The sequence below is a fragment of the Mesorhizobium sp. M7A.F.Ca.AU.002.02.1.1 genome (assembly GCF_003998535.1).
Lineage (GTDB): Bacteria > Pseudomonadota > Alphaproteobacteria > Rhizobiales > Rhizobiaceae > Mesorhizobium > Mesorhizobium ciceri.
This window is the reverse complement of record NZ_RZPB01000074.1, coordinates 1-14138: the sequence shown is the minus strand read 5'-3', so window position 1 is coordinate 14138 and position 14138 is coordinate 1. Positions and strand designations below refer to the sequence as shown.

The window sequence follows — 14138 nt, the reverse complement described above, 5'->3', positions numbered from 1 at the left end:
TATCTGGAGCGTCTGCTCAAGGTTCGCCTCGACGGCGGCGGTACGGTCGACGCGGTGGTTTACATTGTCGACCGCCAGCACGAGCAATATGCCGGAGCGCTCGACGCTGCAGATGCGGCGGCCGTGGTGCGCGGTGCGGTCGGCCAGTCCGGCAACAACGAGGACTATGTGCTGAGCACGCTGGAGCATCTCGAGGCGCTGGGCATTCGCGATCATTGGCTGGAAGAGGTGGCGCTGCAGGTCGCGCCTTTGTGAAGCTGGCTCTGCGGAAAAAGGCCGTCAGGCCTTTGACCTCGTTCAGGCAAGACCTAGGTTAGGCTCCAACCCTCAGACCGCGGGCGCCATTTGCCCGCCCAATCATCCCGGAGATCCGCCTTGCAGAAACGTCGTCTCGGTCGCACCGACTTGTCCATCGCGCCGCTGGTTCTGGGCGGCAACGTCTTCGGCTGGACTGCCGACGAGAAAACCTCGTTCGACCTGCTCGACCGCTTCGTCGGCGCCGGCCTCAACGCCATCGATACGGCGGACGCCTATTCGCGCTGGGTTCCAGGCCACAAGGGCGGCGAATCGGAAACCATCATCGGTAAATGGATGAAAGACCGTGGCAATCGCGACAAGGTCGTGGTGATCACCAAGGTCGGTTCGGATATGGGACAGGGGCACAAGGACCTGTCCGCCGCCTACATCGAAAAGGCCGTCGACGCATCGTTGAAGCGGCTGCAGACCGAATTCATCGATCTCTATCTGTCGCATTGGCCGGATCCTGCGACGCCCTATGAGGAAACGCTTGGCGCCTACGAGAAGCTGCTCGCCAAGGGCAAGATTCGCTATGCCGGGTGCTCTAACCTCGACGCCGGCCAGTTGCGTGCGGCACTCGATGTGGCGAGCCTGCGCAGTCTGCCGCGCTACGAGGTGCTGCAGCCGGAATACAATCTCTACGATCGCTCATCCTTTGACGGGCCGTTGCGCGATCTGTGCGTGGCCGAGGACATCGGCGTCATCACCTATTTCAGCCTGGCCAAAGGTTTCCTCAGCGGCAAATACCGCAGCGAGGCCGATCTCGGCCAAAGCCCGCGTGGCGGCGGCGTGAAGGACTATCTCAATGGGCGCGGCATGCGCATCCTTGCGGCACTCGACGCGGTGTCATCAAGGCATTCGGCCAAGCAGGCGGAAGTCGCGCTTGCCTGGGTGATCGCTCGGCCGGGCGTCACCGCGCCGATAGCCAGCGCCACCAAGCCCGAGCAGATGGACAGCCTGATCAAGGCGGCGTCGCTGAAGCTGAGCGCCGCCGACATGGCCGAACTCGACAGGGCGAGCGACTGAAGTTTCGGCGGCCGCTCCTCGCACGAACGTCCAAGACGACCCTCTTGTCTTGCCATAGCCTCCTTCGCACGGGGCAAGACAGAGGGTGAGATGACTGAGCCGCTTCTTTTGCAGCCGGATCTTTGGCGCCAGTTGTGCGCGCTCGTGCTTGCCTCCGCCGTCGTCATGGGCAGCCCGGGGCCGGCAACGATAAGCGTCACCGCCGTTGGTGCCGCCTTCGGTTTGCGCCATTCCCTGGGCTATGCCTGGGGAATCATCCTGGGCACGATCGCCGTGCTTTTGGTTGTCGCGACCGGGGTCATGGCAGTGCTCACCTCGATGCCGAAGCTGGCGCCGTTGCTGGCTTTGGCCTCCGCGGCCTACATCCTCTATCTCGCCTTCAAGATCGCTACGGCGCCGCCGCTGGCCGCCCGCGCCGCCGAGACTTCGCGTCCCACATGGCTGGCTGGATTTCTTCTCGCGGTCGCCAATCCAAAGGCCTATGTGGCGATCGCCGCCGTGTTCGCCGGTGCTTCGTCCAAACAGGGCGCCACTGAGCCTGGTCTATGGCTGAAGCTGGCGGTTCTCGCCCTGATGATCGTTGCCATCCACGCTCTGTGGCTTGTCGCGGGGGCTGGGTTCGCGCGCTTCCTGCGCCGGCCGGCGGCCTCGCGGATCATCAATCTGATCTTTGCCGTGACGCTGGTGTTGACCACCGCGCTGGCGGTGTTCGGCTGAGAACTGCCGGCCGGAGACTTCCGGTTCAGACTTTGGTTCTTGCGGCGTTGTCCAGCTCTTGCAGCCTTTTCACCGCTGTCGGCGGCAAGGCAGGCGGGTTCGGGCCGCGCGCCGCATCCATCAGGAACTGGTCGCAGGCAGCTTCGGTCTCGCCGATCAGCCGGGCCATGAATTCGTCCTTGCTCAGTCCCGGTGGAATCGGCGGCAGGAAACGCGCCTTGATGGTGCCGGGATAGCGCAGGAATTTGCGGCGCGGCCAATAGAGGCCGGCGACATGGGCAACCGGCACCACCGGAACACCAAGCTGCGTGTAGATTTCGACGATGCCGTATTTGTAGGCCGGTTCGTCGCCCGGCGCGCGTCTTGTCCCTTCGGGGTAGATGATGAGCTGGCGAGGGTTGCGCGCCATCTCTTCCTTGGTCGCGGCGACCACGGCCTTCAGTGCCTTCGAACGGCTGCCGCGATGAACCGGGATCATGCGCATCTTCATGATGTACCAGCCGAAGAACGGGATCCAGGTCAGCTCGCGCTTGAGGATGTAGAGCGGGTCCTGAAGGAAGGGGAAGAAGGCGATCGCGTCCCAGAACGACTGATGCTTTGGTGCCAGGATGAAGGAGCCTTCGGGCAGGTTTTCCCGGCCGGTGATCTCGTTCTTCGTTCCGGCGATCTTCTCGTAAAGCCACATCGAGGTGCGCGACCAGAATTTCGGCACGAACCAGGCGCGGTGCCGGGGCGACAGGAAATAGTAGGGGGTCCAGAGGATCATCTGGACGATCAGGTTGACGTAGAAGACGAAATTGAACGTCAGCGATCTGATGTAGAGCATTGGGGGAGCCCGGTGAGGAGGTGAGCGTTGGTTACACCAAGCGCGGGAAAAAAGGAAATGGCCGCAGGGCGCTTTGGGTGGCGACGAAGAACGGCCACCGATGGGTTGGCCTGGTTCCGCTACATCAGCCGCGCCAGCCGCGCCTTCAGGCGCGGAGCGGCAAAATCGAGGAAGGCGCGCAGCTTGACCGGCAGCAGGCCGTGGCCCGCATGCACCAGGCTTACCGGCCATGGCGCCGGCTCGAATTCCTGCAGCAGGACGCGCAGCGCGCCGGACCGCAGCGCGGCTTCGATCTGGTAGGAAAGCACACGCGTCAGCCCGACGCCGGCAATCGCGGCATCGATGGCCGCTTCGGCGGTGTTGACCTGAAGCCGCGAGCGGACCCGAACCGGGATTTCGGCCTTGCCCTTGATGAAGCTCCAACTGGCGGCGGAGGCGAGCCCCTCGAAGGTGATGCAATCGTGTGTTTCCAGATCCTCCGGGGTCGTTGGCGTGCCGTGTTCGGCCAGATAGGCCGGGCTGGCGCAGACGACGCGGCGGATCGCGCCGACGCCGATGGCGACCAGGCTCGAATCGGGCAATCGGCCGATGCGGATGGCGAGATCGAAATGGTCCTCGACCAGCTGGGTTATGCGATCGGCCAATGTCAGGCGGATGTCCACGTCGGGATAGGCGGCGAGAAAGCCGGTGACGACCGGCAGCACGTGCAGGCGGCCAAAGACGACCGGCGCGGTGATGGCCAGTTCGCCGGTCGGAACACTGTATTCGCCGGCGGCCGTGCGTTCGGCCTCGCCGACGTCGTCCAGGATGCGGCGGCAGGCGGCAAGATAGGCCTGGCCGGCATCGGTCGGTGTCAGCCGTCGCGTCGAACGATTCAGGAGGCGTGTGTTCAGATGGCGCTCGAGATCGGAAATCTTGCGGCTGACCGTCGCCAGCGGAATGCCGAAACGGCGGCTGGCCGCGGAAAGGCTGCCGGCGTCCACCGCGGCGACAAAGAGCGACATGGCCTCGAGACGATCCATAGCTTCTTCCGAAAAATGGAAGGACAAGTTACGAATATGCCACCTGCCTTTGAATGATGGAAGGCTTATATTCCAGTCTGTCGGCCCTGCCTGCAGCATGGCCTCGCACAGGAGTTGCCATGTCCGAAGCCCGCCCGCCGCTGCCGCCGTTTACCGCCGAGACCGCAGCGCAGAAGGCGCGCATGGCCGAGGATGCCTGGAATTCACGCGATCCAGCGCGGGTCGCGCTCGCCTATACAAAGGACAGCCGCTGGCGCAACCGCGCCGAATTCCTGCAAGGCCGCGACGCCATCCAGGCCTTCCTGACGCGCAAATGGAGCCGCGAGCTCGACTACCGGCTGATCAAGGAGGTCTGGGCCTTCCACGGCAACCGCATCGCCGTGCGTTTCGCCTATGAATGGCACGACGACAGCGGTTCATGGTTCCGCAGCTACGGCAACGAGAACTGGGAATTCGACGAACACGGGCTGATGCGTCTGCGCATCGCCAGCATCAACGACCTGCCGATCAGCGAGGCAGATCGCAAGTATCACTGGCCGCTCGGCCGGCGGCCGGACGACCACCCGACACTGTCGGAGCTCGGACTTTAGCATCTTGCCGCAAGGAAGCTTTCGATGAACGCGCATGCTTTCACCAGCGACGTCGCCTTCACGCCGACCGTCAAGGCGATCCAGGCCCGCAAGGGCTCACGTCAGTCCTACGCCCGCGTCGAGGAGCGTGGCGGCTGGCAGGCCGGCATCACCCCGGACCTTGCCGCCTTCATCGAAATGCAGACCAGCGTCTTCCTGTCGACCGCCAACCGCGAGGGGCAGCCCTATGTCCAGCATCGCGGCGGGCCGGCCGGCTTCGTCAAGGTGCTGGATGAACATACGATCGGCTTCGCGGATTTTTCCGGCAACCGGCAGTTCATCACGCAGGGCAATCTGGCCGACAATCCAAGGGCGTTCCTGTTCCTGATCGACTATATGCACCGCCAGCGCATCAAGCTCTGGGGCACCGCGCGCGTCGTCGAGAACGATGCCGAACTGATGGCGAAGCTGATGCCGCAAGGCTACAGAGCGCGCGCCGAGCAGGTCGTCCTGTTCACGGTCTCGGCCTGGGATGCCAATTGCCCGCAGCATATTCCACAACGGTTCGAGGCAGCCGACGTCGCGGCGGCACTCGGCGAGCGGGACAAGCGTATCGAACGCCTTGAGCAGGAGATCGCACGGCTCAGGGGAAATTCGGGCGCGGCCGCAGGGGAATAATCAGCCGCCGGCCGCGGTTTCGGCCAGCGCGATGCCGTTGGGCGTCGGCTTGACAGGCACGATGCCGCGCGCCAGCGCAAGCAGATATTTGTTGTATTCGGTGAACAGCACGCGCAATGCCCGCGGCTTGGTCAGCCAGCCGCCATTGTCGAGGTTGGAATTGACCACCGGATAGGGCTCGAGCTTGGCGCCATGCAGCAGCCTGCCCATTTCCAGCAGGCTGCGCGGCATATGATAATTGTTGGTGACGAGGATCACCGTGCCATAGGCGTGGCTCTCGACCCATTTGGCGCTTTCCTCGGCATTGCCGATCGTGTCGAGCGCGGCGCGGTCGATGTCGACGCAACAGGAGAACAGATTCTTGTCGCCGCCGGTTGCCGCCTGCAGCTGGCGACGGCTGGCCGAAGGATGCACGCCGCTGATCAGCAGCCGTTCGCCCTTGCCGGACGCCAGCAGATCCATCGCGGCATCGAGGCGGGACTGGCCGCCGGTCAAGACGATGATCGCGTCTGCCCTGGCCGGATTGGCGGGCGTCGTCAGGTGACTGACCTTGTTGGCGAACCAACCGAAACCGCCGGCAAACAAAGTTGCAAGGATGAGGACGGAGAGGGCGGACAGGCGCAGCGTGGCTCTTAGACGGCTCACAGCGCGGCGGTCATGCGAACGTGCAACCACCACTGGCATCTGCCCAGCCGTACCGGTCGAATCCCGCGCGTCCATCGCCATATGGTTAATCCTGAAATGCGGCCTTGGGTAGGTAAAAGACGCACTTTGCGTTACGCGAATTCTCTATTCGTGATCACCCTGTTTTATCCATGTCGTTGTCCCAAAACCGGTTCCCACTTTTGGGCGACATGAATTAGCCTGCATCCGGTTGGCGGACATCGATGTCGCTGAGATAGGCAACGACGGTGGCGTGCGAGGTTGCCGCCGTCAGTCCGCCGATCACCAGCACCATCAAGACGACACCGAGATAGCCTGCCGAACCGATGGCGAAATTGCCGAACAGGGCGGTCGCCTGGTCGGCCTGCGGCGTCGCCATATTGCGCGACGACCACCAGGAAAAGACGATGAACACGAGCACTGCGGCGGCACCGCCGGCCGCCGCTCCCTTCATGCCGGTGACCAGGAAATGCCGGCGGAATTCGCGCGCGATAAAGCGTGCCTCGGCGCCGACGAAATGCAGGACTTCGATGATGTGACCGTTGCCGGCCATGGCGCCGCGCGTCGCGAACACCACCGTCAGCACCGTCGCCGACAGCATCAGCGCCAGCACGGCGATGCCGATGGTCACCGTGGTGCGGGCCATCGCCACCAGCCGGTCGACCCAGGTGCGGTGATCGTCGAGCGATGCGCTCGGCAGTTTCGGGGTGATCGCGGCGCGTATGGCGGCGAAATCGGGCGGGCTGTTCTCGTCGATGGTGACGATGATCAGTCGCGGCACCGGCAATTCGTCGATGTTGAGGCCCGAGCCCAGCCAGGGCTCAAGGAGCCGCGCGGTCGCCTCGCGGTCGATGATCCGGGTCGCCTTGACGCCGGGGAATTCGCCGGCGATCTGCGAGGCCTGGGTAAGGGCTGCTTCCATGTCGAGGCCGTCGACCGGCTTGATCTGGATCGTTGCCTCACGTGAAATCTGGTTCTCCCAGACGGACGCTGTGTCGCGCACCAGCGTCACCGCGCCGAAAGTCAGGCAGGACAGGAAGGTCATGATGGCGATGACCAGCACCAGCGCCCGGCCGGCGATGTTCTGCGCCGGCACGATCGGCGCCATCCTGCGCTGGGCGCGCGGCTTTGCTTCGGTCGCCTCGGCGTCCTGCTCCCTTTCCACAAAATGTTCGGCGGACAGTTCAGTCATAGATGTCCAGCCTTCCCCCGGCCAGGATCATGCGGCGCGCGTCGACCTGCTCCATCAAGCCGAGATCGTGGGTGGCGATCACCACGGCGGTGCCGAGACGGTTGAGTTCGATGAACAGCCGCAGCAGGCGTCGCGCCAGCGGCGGATCGACATTGCCGGTCGGTTCGTCGGCGAGCAGGATTTCCGGCTGCTCGATCAGCGCCCGCGCGATCGCGGCGCGCTGCTTCTCGCCACCGGACAGAACCGGCGGCAGCACATGCATGCGTTCGCCCAGCCCGACCCACTTCAACAGCTCGGTGACATCGGTGCGGTAGCTCGCCTCCTCGCGCCCGCGCACGCGCAGCGGCAGCGCGACGTTCTCATAGGTGGTCATGTGGTCGAGCAGCCGAAAATCCTGGAACACCACGCCGATCCGGCGTCTGAGATGCGGCAGCTCGGTGCGGGAAATGCGGGAGCGATCCTTGCCGAAGATGGTGATCAGCCCGCGCGTCGGCTTCAGCGACATGAACAGCAGGCGCAGCAAGGTCGTCTTGCCGGCGCCCGAAGGCCCGCTGAGGAACTGGAAGGAGCGCTCCGGAATGTGCAGGGAGATGTCGCGGAGGATTTCCGGACCCATGCCATAGCGGAGGCCGACATTTTCGAAGCGAATCAATTTCGACGACCTGAAATTCGGCACGGCAGTGAGCCGGCCTGTTCTGGGTAAAGACCATCGGCCGGCATGGTTAACCGGCGGTTAATTCCTAGGCTCTTTCGACTCGTCACGAGGGCTCCGGTGGGGAAGCGTTAACCATTTGTGTTTACGCAAAAGAAACGAAAAGCGAACACGTGCTGCAATGCTGGGGCCATGATGGCTGACGATCGAACCGCGCGCCCGGTTTCCGGCGAAATCATGACCGATCCGACGGCAATTGCCGCGGCGGACCGGTTCATGCGCGGTTCGGCCGCCGACATCGTCGATGCCGATTACGTGGTGATGCCGCGCCCTGCACCTGCCGTGGAAAGCGTTTCGCCGCTGCCGCGTGCGATCGTGATGCCACCCATCGAGGGCATGGACATGCTGCGCAAGCCCGAAGCCCCGCCGGAGCGGCCGCCAGCCTCGCGCGGCGGGCCGATCTTCTGGATCGCCGGCATCGGCGCTGCCTTGGCCGCCTTCTGGGTTTCCGGCGGGCACGCGCTGGTGCGCCAGGTGCCGTTCCTGTCCAGCGCGCAAGCGTCGGCGCTCAGCATTTCGGGCGTCACGTCACGCGTCGATGCTTCCGGACCGAACCCTGCGCTGTTCGTCGATGGCGAGGCCGCCAATGACGGCGCCAAACCGGCGCAGCTGCCGCCGCTTGAAATCCGGGTGACCGGCAATGACGGGCACATCACCCGCTATACGTTGGGGACATCCGGCCGTTCGCTGGCCTCTGGCGAAAGATTCGGCTTTGCCAGCCGGCTCGACGTGCCTAGAAACGGTGTAAGAACTGTATCGGTCACCTTCGCCGAATAGCGTGTGCTGATATTCAGGTGAGACTGGCCGCAAACGGCGGTTTCCTGCGCTTCCGGTGCTCACGTACTTCAGTACGCTCCGCTCCGGTTCTCGGAAACCACCGTTTTCGACTCAGCCTGACCTGAATCTCAACACGTGCTGGGCGTGAACGCGTTTAGGCAAGAAATCAGCGGGGCGAAAAATGCCAATTGTACGCGGCAAGGACATCGAAGTCCTGTTTTCTGCATCGGCGATCGCGCGGCGCAATCTCGAACTCGCCAAGGAGATTGCCGGACACGACTACCATGACCTCCTGGTGATCTCGGTGCTGAAGGGGTCGTTCATCTTCGCCGCAGATCTCATCCGCGCCATGCACGATGTCGGCCTGTCGCCGGAGGTCGAATTCATCTTCATCTCCAGCTATGGCGCCGGCACCAGCAGCGGCGAGGTGAGGGTGCTGCGCGACATCGACAATGAGGTCGCTGGCCGCGACGTGCTGCTGATCGACGACATTCTCGAATCGGGCAAGACGCTGAGCTTCACCCGCGAGCTGATGCTGTCGCGGGGCGCCAAGAGCTGTTCGATCGCCGTGCTGCTCGACAAGCGCATGCGCCGCCAGACCGAACTCAATGCCGATTATGTCGGCTTCGACTGCCCCGACTATTTCGTCGTCGGCTACGGCATGGATGTAGCCCATGCCTTTCGCGAGTTGCCCTTTGTCGGTGTCGTCAAAGGGGATGCCTGAGCGGCAGCAAAAAGGTTTGCTGATCCTCAGCGCTTTCAGGAAAAGTCAACTTTTGGCGGCCAAATATGCCGGCCATGGCAAAGCTTCTGATCGTCGAGGACGATGAGTCCGTCCGCACCCTGGCCGCCCGCGCGCTTGAACGCGCCGGGCACACAATCGATATCGCGGCGGATGGCGCGCAGGGGCTTGCGCTGATCCAGGCCGCGCGTGGCGGCTATGATCTCGTCGTCTCCGATATCCGCATGCCGGAGATGGACGGCATCGAGATGGCGATAGCGGCGGCGACATTGTTTCCCGCCATCAAGATCGTGCTGATGACCGGCTATGCCGACCAGCGCGAGCGCGCCGAGGAATTGAACGGCATCATCCTCGATGTCGTGCAGAAGCCTTTCACGCTGGCTGAAATCCGCTCGCGCGTCGAACGGGCGCTGATCTGCTTCGCCTGATCAGGCTGGGTCGGCGGCAGCGAGCACAGGTGGAGTACTCTTGCGCCGTTCGGTGCTGAGCGCCAGCAGGCCGGCGCCGATGATCAAGGCGGCACCGATCACGGTCGTCGACCGCGGCACCTCGGCGAAGAACAGGAAACCCCACAGCGGCGACCACAGGATGCCGGTATATTCGAAGGTGGCAACGCGGTTGGCCGGCGCCATCCGGTAAGCCTGCGACAGCAGGATCATGCCGGCGGAGGCGACGAAGCCGCAGGCGGCCATCTTTAGAAAATCCGGCAGCGTCGGCCAAAGCCATGGCCGTACCAGGAATTCCAAGCTGGGGTGGACGGCGTGGGTTATGCCGGCAAGGTGAAACGCGCCGGCAACCACGGCGGCGCCAACCAGATAGGCGCCGTTCTGATAGAAGGCCATCACGGTGGACGATTCGGTGTCGCCGATCTTGCGGGCCATCAGCTGCGAAAAACCATAGAGCGCCGCCGAGCCCAGCGACAGCAGCGCTGCCCAGTCGAACAGCCCTGCGCCGGGGCGCAGCATCACGAGGACGCCGAACAAGCCGATCAGCACGGTTGCCAGTGTCTGCCAGGAGACGCGCTCGCCAAGGTAGGGCCCGGCGAGCACCATGATGAACAGCGGCGCCATGAAATAAAGCGCCACCGCATCGGCAAGCGGCAAGGCGGCGATGGCCAGGTAGTACATCGTATAGGAGGTGAACTGGATGAAGGCGCGCACCGTCAGCATGCCGAATCGCTTCGACAGGATCGCCCGCAAGCCAACATCAGCATGGACCAGAACGATGAGGATCGGCAGAGCGACGATCGAGCGGATCGCCATCACCTCGGTCACTGGATAACCGCTCGACACGGCTTTGACGAGCGGATCCTGCAGCGAAAAGACCAGCACGCCGAGGCACAGGCTCAGGATGCCGCCCACCATCCGATTTTGCATCTGCATCCAGGCTCCTGCGCGTACGATCCGAAGCTGCCGCCTGCGGGGTAAAAAGAACCCGCCACCGTTTCGGGCAGCGGGCACGAGTGAGGACTCTTGATTGGTCCGCGGCTGATTTCGCAGCCGCATATCCAATGGGTGAGGCGACTATCATCCGCCGTTTGACATGTTGCAAACGAATTGGAATGATGCCAGCAATCAAATTCTCTTATGGCGGATTTCATGCGGCCGACCCTCGACAGCGACCTCCTGCGCACCTTCGTGGCGATTGCCGAGACCGGCAATTTCACCAAGGCGGCGGAGCAGGCCGGCCGCACCCAATCCGCGGTGTCGATGCAGATGAAGAAGCTCGAAGATCTGATCGGCGCCAGCCTGTTCGAGCGCGGTTCGCGCGGCGTCGCGTTGACGCGGCGCGGCGGCGAACTCATCGTCAACGCCCGCCGCATCGTCTCGCTGCTCGACGAGACGTCGGCATCGATGGCGGCAGCGCCGCTTGGCGGGCCGGTGCGCATCGGCATTCCGGAGGAATATGGCCACGCCATCCTATCGCGCGCGCTCGGCGCTTTCTCGAAGCGTCATACGCAGGTCGAGGTCACCGTGCGCTATGCCCATTCCGGGGCACAGATGGCGGCGCTCGCTGCCGGCGAGCTCGATCTGTGCGTGGTGTTCGAATGGCAGGATCCCGCCGGCGGCGAAGTGCTGATGCACGACCCGACCGTGTGGGTGACATCGTCCCTGCATCACATGCATGAGGAACAGCCGGTGCCGATCGCGCTCTACAACCGGGCCGGCTGGTGCAAGGACTTCGCCATCAAATCGTTGGAGCAGCGCGATCTTGCCTATCGTGTCGCCTATACCAGCGACACCACCGGCGGCCTCAAGCTCGCCGTCACCTCCGGACTGGCGATCGCGCCGATCTCGCGCAGCAACATTCCGGACGGCTGTCGTGAACTGACCACGGCGGACGGATTCGGCGCCATCGATTCCTCGAACGTGGTGATGCACCGCAACCCGAACGCGTCAGGCGAGGCGATCGACGGCATGCAGGATGCGATCCGCGAAGCCTTCGTCAACAGGCTCAGTCAGCCGGCGGCATCCTCGTAGAAATGCAGCCTGTTGCCGAACGGATCGGCGACCGATACCTCGCGGGTCTTCCAAGGCGTCTCTTCCACGCCTGGCCTGGCGAAGCGGTAGTTTTTGCCGGTCAGCTCGCCATGAAGAGCCGTGATGTCCTCGACCTCGATGCGCAGGGCGATGCCGGGTGCACCGTCGCCATGATGTTCGCTGAGATGCAGGACGCAGCCGTCGCGGCCGATCGCCATGTAGAGCGGCGCGTCGTCGGCGAAGCGATGTTCCCACTGCACCTTGAAGTCGAGGAAGCCGACATAGAATTCACGCGCCTTGGCAATGTCGAAGATGCGCAGGATGGGTGTGACGGCGCCAAGTCTGGGCATGGTGGTGCAACCGTGCGAGAGGGTTTTCAGGTGGGATGGACGGGGGCGGCAATCCCCTTGTTTTTTCGCAATTCCGGACGGAAAACCGCTTCACACATTTCCTGGAATTGCTCTATTTCAGCTCGAGCAGCCGTTCCAGATAGCTGCGTTCGATGTCAGGGCTGAGCGCATTGCCGAGCCGCTTGCGGATCGCTTCCAGAATCTGGCGGGCGCGCTGGACGTCGATCTCGTCGGGCACCTTCACCGAATCGCCGAAATCGGGACCCTGGCTGGCGCGCGGCCGGCCGAGCGGATCGCGATCGGCGTTCTGCTGGCGGCCGCCTTCCTCGCCGCCACCCTGGTCGCCCTGCATGGCCTGCATCTGCTTCATCATGTCCTTGGCGCCCTTGCGCAGCGCTTCCAGCGCCCGGCCCTGATGGCCGACGGCCGCATCGCCTTCGCCCTCGCCGAGTGCCTGTTCGGCATTGCCCATGGACTTGCCGGCCTCGCCAAATCCTTCATTGGGCTCCATACCCATGCCTTCGAGGCCCTTCTTCAGCTGTTCGAGGTCGCTCTGCAACTGGCCCTGGCCCTGCTGCAGCTGTTTCAGCGCATCGGCGAATTCCTGGGGCGTCATCGGCTTTTGCCGGGCGAGCGGATCGCGGTCTTCGCCGACGCCGGGTCTGTCCTCGTCCTGGCCGCCTTCGCCGAGCTGCTCGTCACGGTTCTGCCCGCGCTGGCGCTCGCCGCGCTGCATCTGATCCATGCGGAAGGTGTCGTTCATCATCTCCTGCTGACGGCGCAGGATCTCGCCCAACTTGTCCATCTGCTGGCGCATCTCGCTGTCCTGCTGGCCGCCTTGCTGCTGACGGCCGGCCTGCAGATTGTTCATCATGTCCTGCAGTTGCGACAGCAATTGCTGGGCCTTGTCGCGATCACCGGACTTCGCCAGGTTCTCGATCTGGTCCATCATGCGATCGATGTCGCTCTGGCGCAGTTCCTGGCCATTCTGCTGCATCTGCGGGGCGTTGGGATTTTGCTTGGCGCGCTCCGCGAATTCCTGCAGGAACTGGTTCATCGCCTCGCGCAGTTCCTTCATCGCCTTTTCGATTTCAGCGTCGCTGGCGCCATTCTTGATGGCGTCCTGCAGCGCCTGTTGCGCCTGGCGCAGCCGCTTTTCGGCGGCCGAAAGATTGCCTTCCTCGATGCCGAGCGCGATTTCCCAGAGATAGGAGACCTCGCTGCGCAATTGATCGTCGCTGTCGGCCATCTTCAGCCGGGTGCGGGCGCTCATGATGGCGAGGTAGTGGGACATGTTGTCGAAGGTGTCTTCCGGCCGCAGCGTGATGGCGTCCATCAGGTCGAGCACGCGCGGCTTGGCGTTGGCGTCGAGCGCCAGCAGGCGGCGCTGTTCGATCACGGCGCGTGCCAGCGGATTGGCGAAAGGCCGCTCCGGCATCAGCAGCGTCTTGGTTTCGCTCGATGCGGTGTGCCCGGCATCGTCGGTGGCGACCAGCGTCAGCTTGATGCTGCTGCCGGCCCAGACATGCTCGGTCAGGTCCTTCGAGGTCCTGGCGGCGTTCGACTTGCCGCCGCGGCGCGGCAGCGTCAGCGGCATTTCAGGTGCACCGTACAGTGGACGCGCATTCGGCGCCTGCGGATCGGCAAGCGCGAGCACCGCCTTGGCGGTGGCGGCGCCATAGTCGTCTTCGCTCTGGTAGTTGCGCTCGCAGGCGCCGTTGGCTGCGCGCTTTGGCTCGCCGACGAAGCGGATCTGCGGCGGCTTGTCCGGTACGACCGCGAAGGCCCAGCGGCCGAGCTGGTCCTCGCCCGACGTCAGCGTCAGCGTGCCGTCGCCGGTCAGCTTGCTGGTGAACTGGCGCACCTTGGACGGCGTCGCCGGGCTTGCAGCCGGCTTGGCGGCGGCCTGCGGCGCAGCCGGGTCGATGGCGCGGGAATTGCCATTCTTGTCGGCGTAGCCGAGCGTTTCCTCGCCTGAGCCGCCCGTCACGCGCAGCGAAACGTCACTGCCTTCGGGAACCGTAAAGGTCGGGATGGCCTGGTTGGCGTCGGCGGTCAGGAAGATCGGCGGCTTGCCGGTGTAGGAC

General features: G+C 63.9%; 17 protein-coding genes. 9 read left to right on the top strand and 8 right to left on the bottom strand.

What is annotated here, in order from left to right:
* The 3 genes from EN879_RS07540 to EN879_RS07530 all read left to right on the top strand — a co-directional run.
* Window positions 1-255 (top strand): gamma-glutamylcyclotransferase (locus EN879_RS07540; RefSeq protein ID WP_206520927.1); only part of this gene is annotated, 255 nt, incomplete at its 5' end.
* A 120-nt stretch (window positions 256-375) separates the two neighbouring features.
* On the top strand, window positions 376-1323 hold the full coding sequence (locus EN879_RS07535; protein WP_063169096.1) for an aldo/keto reductase: 948 nt from the start codon (window positions 376-378) through the stop codon (window positions 1321-1323).
* Between the two features lie 90 nt (window positions 1324-1413).
* Entirely contained in the window at window positions 1414-2040 is a 627-nt protein-coding gene (locus tag EN879_RS07530; RefSeq protein ID WP_063169095.1) for a LysE family translocator, read from the top strand.
* A 25-nt stretch (window positions 2041-2065) separates the two neighbouring features.
* Here the strand turns inward: EN879_RS07530 and EN879_RS07525 are convergent, their stop codons facing one another.
* The gene (locus tag EN879_RS07525) at window positions 2066-2866 is read right to left on the bottom strand and encodes a 1-acyl-sn-glycerol-3-phosphate acyltransferase (RefSeq protein ID WP_013529394.1); all 801 of its coding nucleotides are present in this window, start codon (window positions 2864-2866) and stop codon (window positions 2066-2068) included.
* A 119-nt stretch (window positions 2867-2985) separates the two neighbouring features.
* The gene (locus tag EN879_RS07520; RefSeq protein WP_063169094.1) at window positions 2986-3888 is read right to left on the bottom strand and encodes a LysR family transcriptional regulator; all 903 of its coding nucleotides are present in this window, start codon (window positions 3886-3888) and stop codon (window positions 2986-2988) included.
* 119 nt (window positions 3889-4007) lie between these two features.
* Here EN879_RS07520 and EN879_RS07515 point away from each other — a divergent pair, with 119 nt between their 5' ends.
* Window positions 4008-4478, top strand: a complete 471-nt coding sequence (locus EN879_RS07515) for a DUF1348 family protein (RefSeq protein ID WP_063169093.1) — start codon at window positions 4008-4010, stop codon at window positions 4476-4478.
* Between the two features lie 24 nt (window positions 4479-4502).
* Window positions 4503-5135, top strand: a complete 633-nt coding sequence (locus tag EN879_RS07510) for a pyridoxamine 5'-phosphate oxidase family protein (protein WP_063169092.1) — start codon at window positions 4503-4505, stop codon at window positions 5133-5135.
* Here the strand turns inward: EN879_RS07510 and EN879_RS07505 are convergent, their stop codons facing one another.
* The 3 genes from EN879_RS07505 to ftsE form a co-directional block, all read right to left on the bottom strand.
* A complete protein-coding gene (locus EN879_RS07505) occupies window positions 5136-5861 on the bottom strand; it encodes a YdcF family protein (protein WP_024503762.1) in 726 nt (241 codons plus the stop codon). It lies immediately after the preceding gene.
* Window positions 5862-5994: 133 nt separating this feature from the next.
* Window positions 5995-6990 carry an ABC transporter permease gene (locus tag EN879_RS07500; protein ID WP_013529399.1) on the bottom strand — a complete coding sequence of 332 codons (996 nt, stop codon included), beginning with the start codon at window positions 6988-6990 and terminating at the stop codon, window positions 5995-5997.
* Window positions 6983-7642: a cell division ATP-binding protein FtsE gene (ftsE, locus tag EN879_RS07495; protein WP_010911739.1), complete on the bottom strand. Its 660-nt coding sequence runs from the start codon at window positions 7640-7642 to the stop codon at window positions 6983-6985. The genes EN879_RS07500 and ftsE overlap by 8 nt, the downstream gene beginning before the upstream one ends.
* Before the next feature lie 192 nt (window positions 7643-7834).
* Between ftsE and EN879_RS07490 the strand changes: the two genes are divergently transcribed.
* The 3 genes from EN879_RS07490 (at window position 7835) to EN879_RS07480 (ending at window position 9649) form a co-directional block, all read left to right on the top strand.
* A complete protein-coding gene (locus EN879_RS07490; RefSeq protein WP_063169091.1) occupies window positions 7835-8479 on the top strand; it encodes a hypothetical protein in 645 nt (214 codons plus the stop codon).
* Window positions 8480-8660: 181 nt separating this feature from the next.
* Window positions 8661-9203 (top strand): hypoxanthine phosphoribosyltransferase, encoded by a 543-nt coding sequence (hpt, locus tag EN879_RS07485; RefSeq protein ID WP_013529401.1) that lies wholly within the window; start codon window positions 8661-8663, stop codon window positions 9201-9203.
* Window positions 9204-9277: 74 nt separating this feature from the next.
* On the top strand, window positions 9278-9649 hold the full coding sequence (locus tag EN879_RS07480) for a response regulator (RefSeq protein WP_063170346.1): 372 nt from the start codon (window positions 9278-9280) through the stop codon (window positions 9647-9649).
* Here EN879_RS07480 and EN879_RS07475 read toward each other — a convergent pair whose 3' ends face one another.
* Window positions 9650-10597 carry a DMT family transporter gene (locus tag EN879_RS07475; RefSeq protein ID WP_024503766.1) on the bottom strand — a complete coding sequence of 316 codons (948 nt, stop codon included), beginning with the start codon at window positions 10595-10597 and terminating at the stop codon, window positions 9650-9652.
* Between the two features lie 222 nt (window positions 10598-10819).
* On the opposite strand from EN879_RS07475, the gene EN879_RS07470 reads away from it, so the two are divergent.
* Complete coding sequence (locus EN879_RS07470) at window positions 10820-11701, top strand: LysR family transcriptional regulator (protein ID WP_024503767.1); 882 nt, start codon at window positions 10820-10822, stop codon at window positions 11699-11701.
* Here EN879_RS07470 and EN879_RS07465 read toward each other — a convergent pair.
* Together EN879_RS07465 and EN879_RS07460 are read right to left on the bottom strand one after the other, a co-directional pair.
* Window positions 11680-12051 (bottom strand): glyoxalase superfamily protein, encoded by a 372-nt coding sequence (locus tag EN879_RS07465; RefSeq protein ID WP_063169090.1) that lies wholly within the window; start codon window positions 12049-12051, stop codon window positions 11680-11682. The genes EN879_RS07470 and EN879_RS07465 overlap by 22 nt on opposite strands.
* A 112-nt stretch (window positions 12052-12163) precedes the next feature.
* Window positions 12164-14138: TIGR02302 family protein (locus EN879_RS07460; RefSeq protein ID WP_127273997.1), on the bottom strand; the 1975-nt coding region annotated here is incomplete at its 5' end.

Bases quoted from the DNA above. Each gene is read 5' to 3' on its own strand.
- EN879_RS07530 (WP_063169095.1), top strand. From the start codon at position 1,414: ATGACTGAGCCGCTTCTTTTGCAGCCGGATCTTTGGCGCCAGTTGTGC.
- EN879_RS07525 (WP_013529394.1), bottom strand. From the start codon at position 2,866: ATGCTCTACATCAGATCGCTGACGTTCAATTTCGTCTTCTACGTCAAC.
- EN879_RS07520 (WP_063169094.1), bottom strand. From the start codon at position 3,888: ATGGATCGTCTCGAGGCCATGTCGCTCTTTGTCGCCGCGGTGGACGCC.
- EN879_RS07515 (WP_063169093.1), top strand. From the start codon at position 4,008: ATGTCCGAAGCCCGCCCGCCGCTGCCGCCGTTTACCGCCGAGACCGCA.
- EN879_RS07510 (WP_063169092.1), top strand. From the start codon at position 4,503: ATGAACGCGCATGCTTTCACCAGCGACGTCGCCTTCACGCCGACCGTC.
- EN879_RS07505 (WP_024503762.1), bottom strand. From the start codon at position 5,861: ATGGCGATGGACGCGCGGGATTCGACCGGTACGGCTGGGCAGATGCCA.
- EN879_RS07500 (WP_013529399.1), bottom strand. From the start codon at position 6,990: ATGACTGAACTGTCCGCCGAACATTTTGTGGAAAGGGAGCAGGACGCC.
- EN879_RS07490 (WP_063169091.1), top strand. From the start codon at position 7,835: ATGATGGCTGACGATCGAACCGCGCGCCCGGTTTCCGGCGAAATCATG.
- hpt (WP_013529401.1), top strand. From the start codon at position 8,661: ATGCCAATTGTACGCGGCAAGGACATCGAAGTCCTGTTTTCTGCATCG.
- EN879_RS07480 (WP_063170346.1), top strand. From the start codon at position 9,278: ATGGCAAAGCTTCTGATCGTCGAGGACGATGAGTCCGTCCGCACCCTG.
- EN879_RS07475 (WP_024503766.1), bottom strand. From the start codon at position 10,597: ATGCAAAATCGGATGGTGGGCGGCATCCTGAGCCTGTGCCTCGGCGTG.
- EN879_RS07470 (WP_024503767.1), top strand. From the start codon at position 10,820: ATGCGGCCGACCCTCGACAGCGACCTCCTGCGCACCTTCGTGGCGATT.
- EN879_RS07465 (WP_063169090.1), bottom strand. From the start codon at position 12,051: ATGCCCAGACTTGGCGCCGTCACACCCATCCTGCGCATCTTCGACATT.